At 35.3% G+C, this 12,490-nt stretch carries 21 protein-coding genes; all 21 read right to left on the bottom strand.

Annotation, left to right across the window (positions count from 1 at the left end; translation table 11 throughout):
* Positions 1-5: 5 nt before the first annotated feature.
* Complete coding sequence (gene rpsE / locus ACO5J6_RS05220) at positions 6-518, bottom strand: 30S ribosomal protein S5 (protein WP_485642527.1); 513 nt, start codon at positions 516-518, stop codon at positions 6-8.
* Positions 519-536: 18 nt separating this feature from the next.
* Positions 537-899: a 50S ribosomal protein L18 gene (gene rplR, locus ACO5J6_RS05215; protein WP_485642525.1), complete on the bottom strand. Its 363-nt coding sequence runs from the start codon at positions 897-899 to the stop codon at positions 537-539.
* 13 nt (positions 900-912) lie between these two features.
* The gene (rplF, locus tag ACO5J6_RS05210; protein WP_485642524.1) at positions 913-1,446 is read right to left on the bottom strand and encodes a 50S ribosomal protein L6; all 534 of its coding nucleotides are present in this window, start codon (positions 1,444-1,446) and stop codon (positions 913-915) included.
* Between the two features lie 31 nt (positions 1,447-1,477).
* A complete protein-coding gene (gene rpsH / locus ACO5J6_RS05205; RefSeq protein WP_485642522.1) occupies positions 1,478-1,873 on the bottom strand; it encodes a 30S ribosomal protein S8 in 396 nt (131 codons plus the stop codon).
* A 21-nt stretch (positions 1,874-1,894) separates the two neighbouring features.
* Positions 1,895-2,182 (bottom strand): 30S ribosomal protein S14, encoded by a 288-nt coding sequence (rpsN, locus tag ACO5J6_RS05200; protein WP_485642520.1) that lies wholly within the window; start codon positions 2,180-2,182, stop codon positions 1,895-1,897.
* Between the two features lie 30 nt (positions 2,183-2,212).
* A complete protein-coding gene (gene rplE, locus ACO5J6_RS05195) occupies positions 2,213-2,767 on the bottom strand; it encodes a 50S ribosomal protein L5 (RefSeq protein WP_485642519.1) in 555 nt (184 codons plus the stop codon).
* A 23-nt stretch (positions 2,768-2,790) separates the two neighbouring features.
* On the bottom strand, positions 2,791-3,180 hold the full coding sequence (gene rplX / locus ACO5J6_RS05190; protein WP_485642517.1) for a 50S ribosomal protein L24: 390 nt from the start codon (positions 3,178-3,180) through the stop codon (positions 2,791-2,793).
* Positions 3,181-3,199: 19 nt separating this feature from the next.
* Positions 3,200-3,568, bottom strand: coding sequence for a 50S ribosomal protein L14 (rplN, locus tag ACO5J6_RS05185; protein WP_485642516.1), 369 nt, complete (start codon positions 3,566-3,568; stop codon positions 3,200-3,202).
* 30 nt (positions 3,569-3,598) lie between these two features.
* Positions 3,599-3,859, bottom strand: a complete 261-nt coding sequence (rpsQ, locus tag ACO5J6_RS05180; protein ID WP_026738298.1) for a 30S ribosomal protein S17 — start codon at positions 3,857-3,859, stop codon at positions 3,599-3,601.
* A gap of 12 nt (positions 3,860-3,871) precedes the next feature.
* Positions 3,872-4,066, bottom strand: a complete 195-nt coding sequence (gene rpmC / locus ACO5J6_RS05175; RefSeq protein WP_006807220.1) for a 50S ribosomal protein L29 — start codon at positions 4,064-4,066, stop codon at positions 3,872-3,874.
* A complete protein-coding gene (gene rplP, locus ACO5J6_RS05170; protein WP_485642514.1) occupies positions 4,066-4,491 on the bottom strand; it encodes a 50S ribosomal protein L16 in 426 nt (141 codons plus the stop codon). Before rplP ends, rpmC begins: the two co-directional genes overlap by 1 nt.
* On the bottom strand, positions 4,491-5,147 hold the full coding sequence (gene rpsC, locus ACO5J6_RS05165; protein ID WP_485642513.1) for a 30S ribosomal protein S3: 657 nt from the start codon (positions 5,145-5,147) through the stop codon (positions 4,491-4,493). Before rpsC ends, rplP begins: the two co-directional genes overlap by 1 nt.
* Before the next feature lie 18 nt (positions 5,148-5,165).
* The gene (gene rplV, locus ACO5J6_RS05160; protein ID WP_485642512.1) at positions 5,166-5,504 is read right to left on the bottom strand and encodes a 50S ribosomal protein L22; all 339 of its coding nucleotides are present in this window, start codon (positions 5,502-5,504) and stop codon (positions 5,166-5,168) included.
* A 76-nt stretch (positions 5,505-5,580) separates the two neighbouring features.
* Positions 5,581-5,859, bottom strand: a complete 279-nt coding sequence (gene rpsS / locus ACO5J6_RS05155; protein WP_485642511.1) for a 30S ribosomal protein S19 — start codon at positions 5,857-5,859, stop codon at positions 5,581-5,583.
* A 238-nt stretch (positions 5,860-6,097) separates the two neighbouring features.
* The gene (gene rplB / locus ACO5J6_RS05150; RefSeq protein WP_485642510.1) at positions 6,098-6,925 is read right to left on the bottom strand and encodes a 50S ribosomal protein L2; all 828 of its coding nucleotides are present in this window, start codon (positions 6,923-6,925) and stop codon (positions 6,098-6,100) included.
* A gap of 115 nt (positions 6,926-7,040) precedes the next feature.
* Positions 7,041-7,331, bottom strand: a complete 291-nt coding sequence (rplW, locus tag ACO5J6_RS05145; protein WP_485642509.1) for a 50S ribosomal protein L23 — start codon at positions 7,329-7,331, stop codon at positions 7,041-7,043.
* Positions 7,331-7,975 carry a 50S ribosomal protein L4 gene (rplD, locus tag ACO5J6_RS05140; RefSeq protein WP_485642507.1) on the bottom strand — a complete coding sequence of 215 codons (645 nt, stop codon included), beginning with the start codon at positions 7,973-7,975 and terminating at the stop codon, positions 7,331-7,333. Before rplD ends, rplW begins: the two co-directional genes overlap by 1 nt.
* A 24-nt stretch (positions 7,976-7,999) precedes the next feature.
* The gene (gene rplC / locus ACO5J6_RS05135) at positions 8,000-8,626 is read right to left on the bottom strand and encodes a 50S ribosomal protein L3 (RefSeq protein ID WP_485642506.1); all 627 of its coding nucleotides are present in this window, start codon (positions 8,624-8,626) and stop codon (positions 8,000-8,002) included.
* Between the two features lie 63 nt (positions 8,627-8,689).
* Positions 8,690-8,995 carry a 30S ribosomal protein S10 gene (gene rpsJ / locus ACO5J6_RS05130; protein WP_026738301.1) on the bottom strand — a complete coding sequence of 102 codons (306 nt, stop codon included), beginning with the start codon at positions 8,993-8,995 and terminating at the stop codon, positions 8,690-8,692.
* Positions 8,996-9,023: 28 nt separating this feature from the next.
* On the bottom strand, positions 9,024-10,208 hold the full coding sequence (tuf, locus tag ACO5J6_RS05125) for an elongation factor Tu (RefSeq protein WP_485642231.1): 1,185 nt from the start codon (positions 10,206-10,208) through the stop codon (positions 9,024-9,026).
* Between the two features lie 153 nt (positions 10,209-10,361).
* Positions 10,362-12,440 carry an elongation factor G gene (gene fusA, locus ACO5J6_RS05120; RefSeq protein ID WP_485642504.1) on the bottom strand — a complete coding sequence of 693 codons (2,079 nt, stop codon included), beginning with the start codon at positions 12,438-12,440 and terminating at the stop codon, positions 10,362-10,364.
* Positions 12,441-12,490: the final 50 nt, after the last annotated feature.

Genomic DNA, 12,490 nt, shown 5'->3' with positions numbered 1-12,490 from the left:
ACCTATTATCCTAAAATTTCTTCAACCGATTTTCCTCTAAGTCTTGCCACTTGTTCAACCGATCTTAATTGTCTTAATCCGTCCAAAGTTGCTCTTGCAACGTTATCTTTATTTTTTGAGCCTCTTATTTTTGTAAGCACATCAGTAACTCCTGCTAATTCCAGAAGTTCCCTTGTTGCAGAACCGGCGATAACTCCCGTACCTTTTGAAGCGGGTTTCAGCAATACGCTAGTCGCATTGTATTTACCCAGCTGTTCATGAGGCAGTGTCCCACCTTTCAAAGATACTGTTATCATATTTTTCTTAGCATTAGCTATGGCTTTTTTTATTGCGTCAGGTACACCGTTAGCTTTTCCCAATCCTATCCCGACTTTACCTTTTTCATCTCCTACTGCTGCCAATACTGAGAAAGATATTCTTCTTCCTCCTTTAACAGTTTTGGAAACTCTGCTTATTCTTAAAAGACTTTCTTTATATTCGTTTGCTTTTGCTTCTCTATCTCTATTATCTCTGGCCAAAATAAATCCTCCTTATCCTTAGAATTTTAATCCTGCTTCTCTTGCAGCATCTGCAAGTGCTTTTACTCTTCCTGTGTAAACATATCCGCTTCTGTCGAATACTACAGTATCTATACCTTTATCCAATGCTTTTTTTGCTATTGCTTCGCCGACTTTTTTAGCTGCTTCAATATTTGAACCGTTTTCTGTTTTAGAACCTTTTTCAATAGTTGATGCTGAAACCAATGTTTTTCCTGCATTATCATCAATTATCTGAACAAATATATTTTTCAAGCTTCTATACACAGAAAGTCTAGGTCTTTCAGCAGTTCCAACGATTTTACTTCTAATACTTTTATGTTTTTTCTGTCTTAATTTATTTCTATCAAGTTTTTTAATCACTAAAATCTACCTCCTATCCTTTCTTACCTTCTTTTCTTCTGATTACTTCATCGGCATATTTAACTCCTTTTCCTTTGTAAGGTTCAGGAGGTCTTTTTGCTCTGATATTTGCAGCAATCTGTCCAACTAATTGTTTGTCAATTCCTTCAACAGTTATTTTTGTATTTCCTTCGACTTTGAAAGTTATTCCATCAACTGCTTCAATTTCAACAGGATGAGAATATCCCAATGCTAAAGTAAGCCCTTTACCGTTAGCCTGTACTCTGTATCCTACTCCGACCAGTTCCAGTCTGATTGCAAATCCTTCGCTGACTCCCGTTACCATATTATTCAGATTTGCTCTTGTTGTTCCGTGCAAAGCTCTTATATGCGGTAAGTCATTAGGTCTTTCAAATGTTATTTCTCCGTCTTTTATATTTACTTTTATTTCACTGCTAAGCTCTCTCTCAAGCTGCCCTTTAGGACCTTTTACAGTGTATTTGTTCCCATTTTGTTTTATTTCTACACCTGCCGGTATAGTTATAGGTTTTCTACCTATTCTCGACATGACTATCCTCCTATATTATAAAATGCGTAAATTACCACACGTAGCAGAGAACTTCTCCACCTACATTATGCTTTCTGCATTCCTTGTCCGTAATAACACCTTTAGGTGTTGAGACAATGGCAATTCCCAATCCACCCAAAACTTTAGGCAAATTTTCAACAGATGTGTATACTCTTCTTCCGGGTTTGGATATTCTTTTCAAACCTTTGATTACAGTTTCTCCATCCATATATTTTAAAGTTACTGCTATATCTTTTTTAGTTCCTTCTTCTTTTATCTCGTAATTAGCTATATATCCTTCATTTTTTAGTATGCTTGCCATGCTTTCTTTTATTTTTGAAAACGGTATTTTCACTTCTGAATGTTTTGCGATATTTCCGTTTCTTATTCTCGTAAGCATATCAGCAATAGGATCTGTTAAATGCATTTATTTGTCCTCCTCTCAAAATTACCAGCTTGATTTTTTTACTCCCGGGATAGCTCCTTCTCCCGCCAACTGTCTGAACATTACTCTTGAAATACCGAATTCTCTCATATATCCTCTCGGTCTTCCATTTATCTGACATCTGTTTCTCAATCTCGTAGGCGACGCATTTCTTGGTAATGCTGCCAGTTCAGCTATAGCTTCCCTATCACCTTTTTTAGCTCTTATTTTCAGTTCAGCTCTTTTTGCTGCATATTTATCAACTATTTTTTCTCTTTTTAAATTTCTTTCAACCATTGCTCTCTTAGCCATTTATTAAGTTACACCTCCTTCAGAATAAAACTATTTTGCAAACGGCATTCCGAATGCTCTCAATAATGCTCTTCCCTCTTCGTCATTTTTTGCAGTTGTCACTATTGTAACTCCCATTCCTAATACTTTATCGACTTTATCGATTTCGATTTCAGGGAAGACAATCTGTTCCTTAATTCCTAATGTGTAGTTACCTCTACCGTCAAACCCTTTAGGAGATACTCCTTCAAAGTCTCTTACCCTTGGTAATGTAATGCTTATCAGTCTGTCAAGGAATTCATACATTTTTTCTTTTCTTAAAGTAACTTTTACTCCGATTTTTTGTCCTTCTCTTAATTTAAATCCCGCTTCAGATTTTCTCGCAGCTCTTGGAACAGGCTGTTGTCCTGTTATCTGTGCCAGTTCTTTCAATGCAGTTTCTATTAATTTAGGATTGCTTGTAGCTTCTCCAACTCCCATATTTACTATTATTTTTTCAATTTTAGGTACCTGCATTACGTTTTTTATGTCCAATTCTTTCATAAGTGCGGGTATCATTTCTTCTTTATATCCTTTTTGTAATCTTGGAATATATTTTTCAGCCAATTAAGGTCTCCTCCTCTCTAATCCTATATTTCATTACCGGAAACTACCGATATTCTTACTTTTTTATTATCTTTTATTTCATATCTCACTCTTGTACCTCTTTTTGCTTTTTCATCCCAAAGCATAACTTTTGATGAAAAAATCGGCATTTCTTTTTCTACAACTTCGCCTTGTGGGTTCTGTGCATTAGGTTTAATATGTCTTTTTTGGATATTTACACCTTCTACAATGATTTTACCTGTTCTTGGGAATACTTTTAAGACTTTTCCGACTTTTCCTTTATCCCCTGTCTGTCCCTGACCTGCTTTGTCATTTCTCGGCAAATCTTTTGATCTTCCACTTATCACTACAACCGTATCTCCGGTTCTGACATGCAATTTATTAGGTATTGATTTTATTCTTGGTTTAGCCATTTTTCGCAAACCCTCCTTCCTATAATACTTCCGGTGCAAGAGATACTATTTTCATAAAGTTTTTCGCTCTTAATTCTCTCGCTACAGGTCCAAAAATTCTGGTACCTCTTATTTCCAAGTTTGAGTTTATTATAACTGCTGCATTATCATCAAATTTTATATATGAGCCGTCCGGTCTTTTCAATTCTTTTCTTGTTCTTACTATTACGGCTTTTATTACATCACCTTTTTTAACGTTCCCATTAGGTATAGCTTCTTTTACAGTTGCTACAACGATGTCTCCGATTTTTCCAAATCTTCTTCTTGAACCGCCCAACACTCTGATTACCATTATTTTCTTTGCTCCGGTATTATCAGCAACGTTAAGCATAGTTTGCTGTTGAACCATTTAAAATTTCCTCCTCTCAAATTTACTATACTATTTCGCTTTTTCTAAAATAGTAACGACTCTCCATCTTTTATCTTTACTTAGCGGTCTTGTTTCCATAATCTGAACTTTATCGCCGATACCGCATTCGTTGTTTTCATCGTGTGCTTTATATTTTTTGGAAGTTTTTACTCTTTTTTTATAAAGTTTATGCAGTTTCATTGTTTCTTCAAGGACAACTACAGTTTTATCCATTTTATCGGAAACAACTATTCCTTCTCTTACTTTTCTTTCGTTTCTTTTATTTTCCACTGACGAACCCTCCTATTTCACAGTCTTTTTCTCAGTTATTATTGTTTTCATTCTCGCAATGTCTCTCTTAACCTGTTTTATCTTAGTAGTGTTGTGTAATTGTCCAAGAGTTTTCTGAAATTTTAAATTAAATAATTCCTGCTTCAGTTCTTTCACTTGTGTATCCAATTCATCCAATGATAATTCTCTTATTTCATTTGCTGTCATTACTTATCACCACCCGCTTCTTCTTTTCTTACGAACTTAACTTTTATAGGTAGTTTATGTCCGGCTTTTCTTAATGCTTCTTTAGCTTTCTCTTCGGATACTCCGCCAACTTCAAACATTATTTTTCCTTTTTTCACTACAGCTACCCAACCTTCAGTATTACCTTTACCTTTACCCATTCTTGTTCCTTCAGGTCTTTTTGTATAAGGTTTATCAGGGAATATTCTAATCCAGATTTTTCCTTCCCTTTTGAATGTTCTGTTTATTGTTACCCTGCACGCTTCAATTTGTCTTGATGTTATCCATCCGAATTCTTTAGCTGCAAGTCCGAATTCTCCAAAATCAACTTTATTTCCTTTGTTAGCAGTTCCGCCTATTTTTCCTCTGAACTGTTTTCTATATTTTGTTCTTTTAGGTATTAACATTAATTATTTCCTCCTTCCTTTTTACTTGGAAGCACCTCACCATTAAATACCCATACTTTTAGTCCTAATGCGCCGTATGTAGTAAATGCAGTCGCAGTTGCATAGTCAACATCCGCTCTCAAAGTATGTAATGGTACTCTTCCTGAAAGTGTCCATTCACTTCTCGCAATTTCGGCACCGTTCAATCTTCCCGATACCATTACTTTAATCCCTTTTACTCCTGATTTTTCAGCTCTTTGAATAGCCTGTTGAACTGCTCTTTTGTAAGCAACCCTTTTTTCAATAGCTGTTGCGATACTTTCAGCAATTAATTGGGCATCTTTATTAGGATTTTTGATTTCCTGTACTTTTACCTGTACTTTTTTTCCTGTAAGTTTTTCTATATTTACTTTCAGAGCTTCTATTTCCTGTCCTTTTCTACCTATCAGTATTCCTGCTTTACCTGTTTCTATTATGATTGTAATATCAGTCGGTGATGTTCTTTCTATTTGAATAGAAGAAATTCCAGCATGATAGTAATTTTTCTTAATATATTTTTTTATTTTAAGATCTTCATGAAAATTATTTAAGTAATCTTTCCCTTCGGCGAACCATCTGGAATTCCATGTTTTTATAATTCCGATTCTCATCCCTCTTGGGTCTACCTTTTGTCCCACAGACTTACCTCCTTATATTTATTCGCTTCTTTCGTCAACTTCCACAGTAATGTGTGCAGTCGGCTTTCTTATAACATCTGCTCTTCCCATTGCTCTCGGGTTAATTCTTTTTAATACCGGCCCTTTATCTATCAATATTTTTGATATGAATAATTTATCAGGGTCCATGTTATTATTATGCTCAGCATTTGCAATCGCTGATTTTAATGTTTTTTCTATATATTTTGCCGCTTTTTTGTTTGTAAATCTCAATACGTTCAATGCCTGCAAAGCGTTTTTTCCTCTAACTATATCAGCCACAAGTCTCGCTTTTTGAGGGCTTAATCTTTGATAACGCAATTTAGCTACTACTGCCATTTAAAGGCCTCCTTTCATTTGCTTTCATGCCGTTTCCACGACTCTTATCTCAAATAGTATATTTAATCCGGTCTTATTATTTTCTTTTTGCATCTTTTTTAGCATCTTTTCCATGACCATAGAAAGTTCTTGTAGGTGCAAATTCTCCCAGTTTATGTCCTACCATTTCTTCAGTAACATATACAGGGATGTGTTTTTTCCCGTTATATACTGCAAAAGTATGTCCAATAAATTGAGGGAATATAGTTGATCTTCTAGACCATGTTTTAATAACTTGTTTTTTACCTCCTAATGCTTCTATTTTTTCTAATAAATATGCATCAACAAAAGGTCCTTTTTTTAATGAACGAGCCATTCTTTCCTCCTTATTTCATTATTTTCTGTCATTATATCAATATGTCTTTTAACTGAATTATGTTTGCAGTACACATCGTTTAATATTTCTATTAAAGATGTGTCAAGCAACATTTATACATTTATGCAATTCATATGTCTTTCTATACATTCCTTTATATTTTATATGTATTATACGTATTTTTATATCTAAAATATAATTTATATGTATATTTTCGGATTTATTGTCTATTTTCAGACTATTTTTTTCTTCCTCTGACAATGAATTTATCACTAAGTTTTTTACCTCTTGTTTTCTTACCGAGAGTAGGTTTACCCCAAGGAGTAACTGGTGATTTTCTTCCTATTGGAGATCTTCCTTCTCCTCCTCCGTGTGGGTGATCTACAGGGTTCATTACTGACCCTCTTACATGAGGTTTTCTACCTAAATGTCTGTTTCTTCCGGCTTTTCCTAATGATACAAGGGAGTGTTCGGAATTTCCTACAGCTCCTATTGTAGCCATACATTCTTTATGTATAAGTCTTAGTTCTCCTGAAGGCAGTTCCACGTGGCAATATGTTCCTTCTTTAGCTACAAGTCTTGCAGACGTTCCTGCTGACCTTGCGAGCTGTCCGCCTTTTCCGGGCATAAGTTCCACGTTGTGTATAACTGTACCTATAGGCAGATCTTTCAGTTTTAGTGCATTTCCAGGTTTGATTTCAGCTGTTTCCCCTGCTAAAATCATATCTCCTTTTTTCAGTCCGTTAGGTGCAAGGATATATCTCTTTTCTCCATCAACATAATGTAATAATGCGATATTAGCCGTTCTGTTCGGATCATATTCGATAGTAGCGACTTTTGCAGGAACTCCTATTTTGTTTCTTTTCCAATCGATTATTCTATATAATCTTTTGTGTCCTTTATGTCTGTTTCTACCTGTTCTATGTCCGTAGTTATCAATTCCGTAAGACGAGTTAAGAGGTTCTGTCAAAGATTTTTCAGGTCTTACTTTATCTAATTCTTTATTAACTAATATCGACATATGCCTTGTCCCACTAGTTATCGGTTTTAATTTCTTAATTGGCATAACTTTTTTACCTCCACTTCATTTTCATATTTCACAATATTTGTATTTTGTAATATTATTAATTCACAACATTTTTATATTATATCATTTTTCTTATATAATTCCTATATAAAATCTATATATTTTCTTCGTAAGCTGCTATTTTTTCTCCGTCTTTCAATTTAACGACAGCTTTTTTTATAGCAGGTGTTTTATACATTGACATTCTAAATCTTTCCATTTTAGGTTTGATGTTCAATGTGTTCACACTTTCAACTTTTACATTGAATAATTTTTCTACAGCTTCTCTTATCTGTAATTTATTTGCTCTTTTATCCACTATGAAAACATATTCATTATTTTCCATAAGAATTCTTGCTTTTTCAGTATTTACAACCGGTTTTTTAATTATATCAGTGATATGCATTATGCCAGCACCTCCTCAATAGTTGCAAGAGCTTCTTTAGTAACAACTATTTTGTCCTGTTTAATTAACCAGAAAATACTTAGATTTCTTGAATCCAGCGACATAACTCTTTCTATATTTCTTACTGAATAATCCAGATTTACGTCTCTGTTAAATGTATCTTCGTTATAATCAGCAATAAATAATTGCTTTTCTCCTGCGAAATTTAATACTTTTGCGAAATTAACAAAAGTTTTTGTTTTAGGTACATCTAATGTGAAGTCATCCAACACGATTAAATCTCCGTTATTTATTTTTACAGCTAATGCTGATTTTAAAGCTAATTTTCTAACTTTTTTATTTACTTTTTTAGTATAATCTCTTGGTTTAGGACCGTGAACAACTCCACCGCCTACCATATGAGGAGCTCTTGTAGAACCTTGTCTTGCTCTACCTGTTCCTTTTTGTCTGAAAGGTTTTCTTCCTCCACCTCTCACTTCAGCTCTTGTTTTTGTAGAAGCATTTCCTTCCCTTGCTCCTGCCAATTCTGCAACTAAAACTTCGTGCATAACTGTTTTATTCGGCTCAATTCCGAATATTTCATCTTTTACTTCGACAGTTCCTGCTTTTGAACCGTCTAATTTATATGTATTTAAAACTGGCATTTTATCCTCCTCTCTTTTCCTCTATTAGTATTTCTTAACCGATTTTTTGATAACAAGATATCCGTTTTTAGGACCGGGAACGGCACCTTTTACTAATAACAGGTTGTTTTCAGCGTCAAATTTAACTACTTTAAGATTTTGTACAGTTACCTGTTCATTTCCAAGTCTTCCTGCCATTTTTTTACCTTTAGGAACATTACTGTTTGATGCAGCTCCTCCGGCATTTGATCCTCCAAGTCTGTGGTTTCTTGAAACCCCGTGAGACGCTCTGTTTCCACCGAAATTATGTCTTTTCATAACTCCCGCAGTTCCTTTACCTTTTGAAGTTCCTACTATATCAACAAATTCGATTCCTTCTAATACATCTACTTTAAATTCCTGACCTAATTCATAAGATTCCAGTTCAGTAACTTTGAATTCTTTCAGGAATTTTTTAGGAGTAATTCCCGCTTTTTTAAATATTCCCATTTCAGGTTTTATTGTATTTTTTTCTTTTTTATCATCATATGCCAATGTTATAGCATTGTATCCGTCTTTTTCCTCGGATTTTTTTTGAACTATGAAATTTGGTCCTGCTTCAATAACTGTAACAGGTATCAATTTTTCATCTTCAAAAATCTGTGTCATTCCGATTTTTTTTCCTAATATCATTTTTAGCCTCCTTAATATATTGGTTAATATAATTTAATAAAATTATACTAACTTGTACTAAGCTTATAATTGCTTAATTTCTATTCCTACGCCTGACGGCAGGTTCAATGAGCTTAATGCAGCTATTATTTGTTGACTTGAATTTTTAATCTCAACAAATCTTCTGTGTATTCTCATTTCAAACTGTTCTCTCGAATCTTTATTTACGTGAACCGATCTCAAAACTGTATATTTTTTAGTTTTAGTAGGTAAAGGAAGAGGTCCGGCCAATTCCGAACCGTTTTTCTTTACTACTTCAGCTATTTTTTTTGCAGATTGGTCTAATAATTTATGATCGTAAGATTGAAGATATATTCTTAATTTATCCAAAGTTCTTCCTCCTAATTATTCTGACTTATTATTTAACGATAGTCGCAACAACTCCTGAAGCTACCGTTCTTCCACCTTCTCTTATCGCAAATCTTAATCCTTCTTCCATTGCTATCGGGTGTATCAGTTCTACCGACATCTCTATGTTATCTCCCGGCATTACCATTTCTACTCCCTCCGGTAAGTTTACTTCCCCTGTAATATCTGTCGTTCTGAAATAGAACTGAGGCTTGTATCCTGTAAAGAATGGTGTGTGTCTTCCTCCTTCATCTTTCGTAAGTACATATACTTCCGATTTGAATGATGTATGTGGACTTACTGAACCCGGTTTCGCCAATACTTGTCCTCTTTCCACTTCTTCTTTCTTTGTTCCTCTTAACAATGCTCCTATGTTATCTCCTGCCTGTCCTGAATCCAGTAATTTTCTGAACATCTCTACTCCTGTTACTGTCGTTTTTGCTGTAGGCTTGATTCCAACTATCTCTACTTCTTCTCCTACGTTTACTACTCCTCTTTCTACTCTTCCTGTTACTACTGTTCCTCTTCCTGTTATTGTGAATACATCTTCTATAGGCATAAGGAATGCTTGGTCAATCGGTCTTTCAGGTGTTGGTATGTAGCTGTCTACCGCTTCCATAAGTTCCATTATTTTATCTTCCCATTGTCCTTCTCCGTTCAATGCTCCTAATGCTGAACCTTTTATTATAGGTATTTCGTCTCCTGGGAATGAGTATTCTGTAAGTAATTCTCTTACTTCCATTTCTACCAGTTCCAATAATTCTTCGTCATCTACCATATCAACTTTGTTCAGGAATACTACTATGTAAGGAACTCCAACCTGTCTTGCAAGAAGGATGTGTTCTCTTGTTTGCGGCATAGGCCCGTCAGCTGCTGATACTACAAGTATAGCTCCGTCCATTTGTGCTGCCCCTGTAATCATATTTTTTACATAGTCGGCATGGCCTGGACAGTCAACGTGTGCATAGTGTCTTTTGTCTGTCTGATACTCAATGTGTGCAGTGTTGATTGTAATTCCTCTTTCTCTTTCTTCAGGTGCCTGGTCGATGTTTTCAAAATCTACTTTTTCAGCCAATCCTTTGTCTGATAATACTTTAGATATAGCTGCTGTCAATGTTGTCTTACCGTGGTCTACGTGTCCTATCGTTCCAATGTTTACGTGTGGTTTACTTCTCTCAAATTTAGCTTTTGCCATTATCTCTTTCCTCCGTTTTTTTATTTTTTATATTCAAATCATAGTTTACTTAATGATTATATACTTTTAAATCATTTAAATCATTTTGAGTTAATTTTAGCCGATTATCTTAAATCAGTTTGTTTTTAACTCATTTTTGTTATTTAATTTTTGCTATTTACCTTGTCTTTCAGCTATAACTTGTTGAGCTATATTATTAGGAACCTGTACATATTTTTCAAATTCCATTGAATAAGACGCTCTTCCTTGAGTTTTGGATCTCAAATCAGTTGCATAACCGAACATTTGTGCTAAAGGTACTTGAGCGTTGATTATTTTTGCATTGTTTCTGTCAGTCATCCCTGAAACCTGACCTCTTCTTGAGTTCAAATCTCCGATAACGTCTCCCATATATTCTTCAGGTGTTGTAACTTCTACTTTAAATATAGGCTCTAACAATACAGGATTTGCAGCTCTCATGGCTTTTTTGATAGCCATTGACCCTGCTATTTTAAATGCCATTTCCGATGAATCGACTTCATGGTAAGTACCGTCGTACAATGTTACTTTTACATCCTGCACAGGGTATCCTGCAACAACTCCGGCTTCCAACGCTTCCTGAATCCCTTTATCTACAGCAGGTATGTATTCTCTCGGAATTGCCCCTCCTGTAATTTGGTTTATAAATTCATAGCCTTTATCAGGATTTGCTTCAACTTTGATTTTAACGTGTCCGTATTGTCCTCTACCACCTGACTGTTTTGCATATTTTTCTTCAACATCGGAATTTCCTGTAATTGTTTCTCTATATGCAACTTGCGGTTTACCTACGTTAGCTTCAACTTTAAACTCTCTTTTCATTCTGTCCACGATGATTTCAAGGTGAAGTTCTCCCATTCCCGAAATCAAAGTTTGTCCTGTTTCCTGATTTGAAGTAACTTTGAATGTAGGATCCTCTTCAGCCAGTTTTGCAAGAGCTGTACCCATTTTTTCCTGATCGGCTTTTGTTTTAGGCTCAACAGCTATTTGTATAACTGTATCAGGGAATTCCATTTTTTCAAGTATGATAGGTTTATTTTCATCACAAAGTGTATCTCCTGTAGTAGTTTCTTTCAATCCTACTGCTGCCGCAATATCTCCCGAATAAACTATATCAAGCTCTTCCCTTTTATTAGCGTGCATTTGCAGCAATCTTCCCATTCTTTCTTTTTTACCTTTTGTAGAGTTCAGTACATAAGAACCTTTATTTAATACTCCCGAATAAACTCTAAAGAATGAAAGTCTTCCTACAAACGGGTCTGTCAATATTTTAAATGCAAGTGCCGAGAAAGGTTCTTCATCAGAAGGTTGTCTTTCCATAGGCTCTTCAGTTTTAGGATCCACTCCTTTTACAGCTCCTATATCCACAGGTGAAGGCATGTAGAACACTACTGCGTCAAGTAATGGCTGTATCCCTTTGTTTTTAAATGCCGTTCCGCACAGCACAGGAACTATTATTCCGCCTATTGTAGCAGTTCTGATAGCTTTTCTTATTTCTTCATCGGAAATTTCTTCTCCTCCGAAATATTTTTCCATTAACGCGTCATCAGTTTCAACTACCGATTCCAGCATATGCTCTCTTGCAGCTTGAGCTTCTTCCAGCAATTCAGCCCTCACATCTGCAACATCGTAATCCGCTCCCATTGTTTCATCTTTGAACAGATATTCTTTCATAGTTATCAAATCTATAACACCTTCAAAAGCGTCTTCTGCTCCTATAGGAAGTTGGATAGGTACACCGTTTCCTCCTAATTTTTCTTTAATATCGCTGACACACATATTAAAGTCGGCTCCAACTCTGTCCATTTTATTTAAAAACGCCATTCTCGGTACGTTATATTTATCAGCCTGTCTCCATACAGTTTCAGATTGAGGCTGAACTCCGTCAACCGCCGAGAATACCGCAATCGCTCCGTCCAGTACTCTCAATGATCTTTCAACTTCTACTGTAAAGTCCACGTGCCCGGGTGTATCTAAAATATTTATTCTATTTCCGTTCCAAAATGCAGTTGTTGCCGCAGATGTGATTGTAATTCCTCTTTCCTGCTCCTGTTCCATATAATCCATCGTAGCAGCTCCTTCGTGAACTTCTCCGATTTTATGGTTTACTCCTGTATAAAACAATATTCTTTCAGTCGTAGTTGTTTTTCCGGCGTCTATATGTGCCATGATACCGATGTTTCTGGTATCTTTCAAAGCAACTTTTCTTGCCATTCCGTTATTTCCTCCTTATCAATTCATTAATATGACGACATTTTTACAAA

The organism is Pseudoleptotrichia sp., from assembly GCF_057270515.1.
The sequence above is the reverse complement of the archived record's forward strand: the minus strand, read 5'-3'. Positions and strand labels throughout refer to the sequence as shown.

Bases quoted from the DNA above. Each gene is read 5' to 3' on its own strand.
- rplF (WP_485642524.1), bottom strand. From the start codon at position 1,446: ATGTCGAGAATAGGTAGAAAACCTATAACTATACCGGCAGGTGTAGAA.
- rpsH (WP_485642522.1), bottom strand. From the start codon at position 1,873: ATGCATTTAACAGATCCTATTGCTGATATGCTTACGAGAATAAGAAAC.
- rpsN (WP_485642520.1), bottom strand. From the start codon at position 2,182: ATGGCTAAGAGAGCAATGGTTGAAAGAAATTTAAAAAGAGAAAAAATA.
- rplX (WP_485642517.1), bottom strand. From the start codon at position 3,180: ATGGCTAAACCAAGAATAAAATCAATACCTAATAAATTGCATGTCAGA.
- rplN (WP_485642516.1), bottom strand. From the start codon at position 3,568: ATGGTTCAACAGCAAACTATGCTTAACGTTGCTGATAATACCGGAGCA.
- rpmC (WP_006807220.1), bottom strand. From the start codon at position 4,066: ATGACAGCAAATGAAATAAGAGAATTATCATTGGATGAATTGGATACA.
- rplP (WP_485642514.1), bottom strand. From the start codon at position 4,491: ATGTTAATACCTAAAAGAACAAAATATAGAAAACAGTTCAGAGGAAAA.
- rplV (WP_485642512.1), bottom strand. From the start codon at position 5,504: ATGGCAGTAGTAGCTAAATTGCGTTATCAAAGATTAAGCCCTCAAAAA.
- rpsS (WP_485642511.1), bottom strand. From the start codon at position 5,859: ATGGCTCGTTCATTAAAAAAAGGACCTTTTGTTGATGCATATTTATTA.
- rplB (WP_485642510.1), bottom strand. From the start codon at position 6,925: ATGCCAATTAAGAAATTAAAACCGATAACTAGTGGGACAAGGCATATG.
- rplW (WP_485642509.1), bottom strand. From the start codon at position 7,331: ATGCATATCACTGATATAATTAAAAAACCGGTTGTAAATACTGAAAAA.
- rplD (WP_485642507.1), bottom strand. From the start codon at position 7,975: ATGCCAGTTTTAAATACATATAAATTAGACGGTTCAAAAGCAGGAACT.
- rplC (WP_485642506.1), bottom strand. From the start codon at position 8,626: ATGATATTAGGAAAAAAAATCGGAATGACACAGATTTTTGAAGATGAA.
- tuf (WP_485642231.1), bottom strand. From the start codon at position 10,208: ATGGCAAAAGCTAAATTTGAGAGAAGTAAACCACACGTAAACATTGGA.
- fusA (WP_485642504.1), bottom strand. From the start codon at position 12,440: ATGGCAAGAAAAGTTGCTTTGAAAGATACCAGAAACATCGGTATCATG.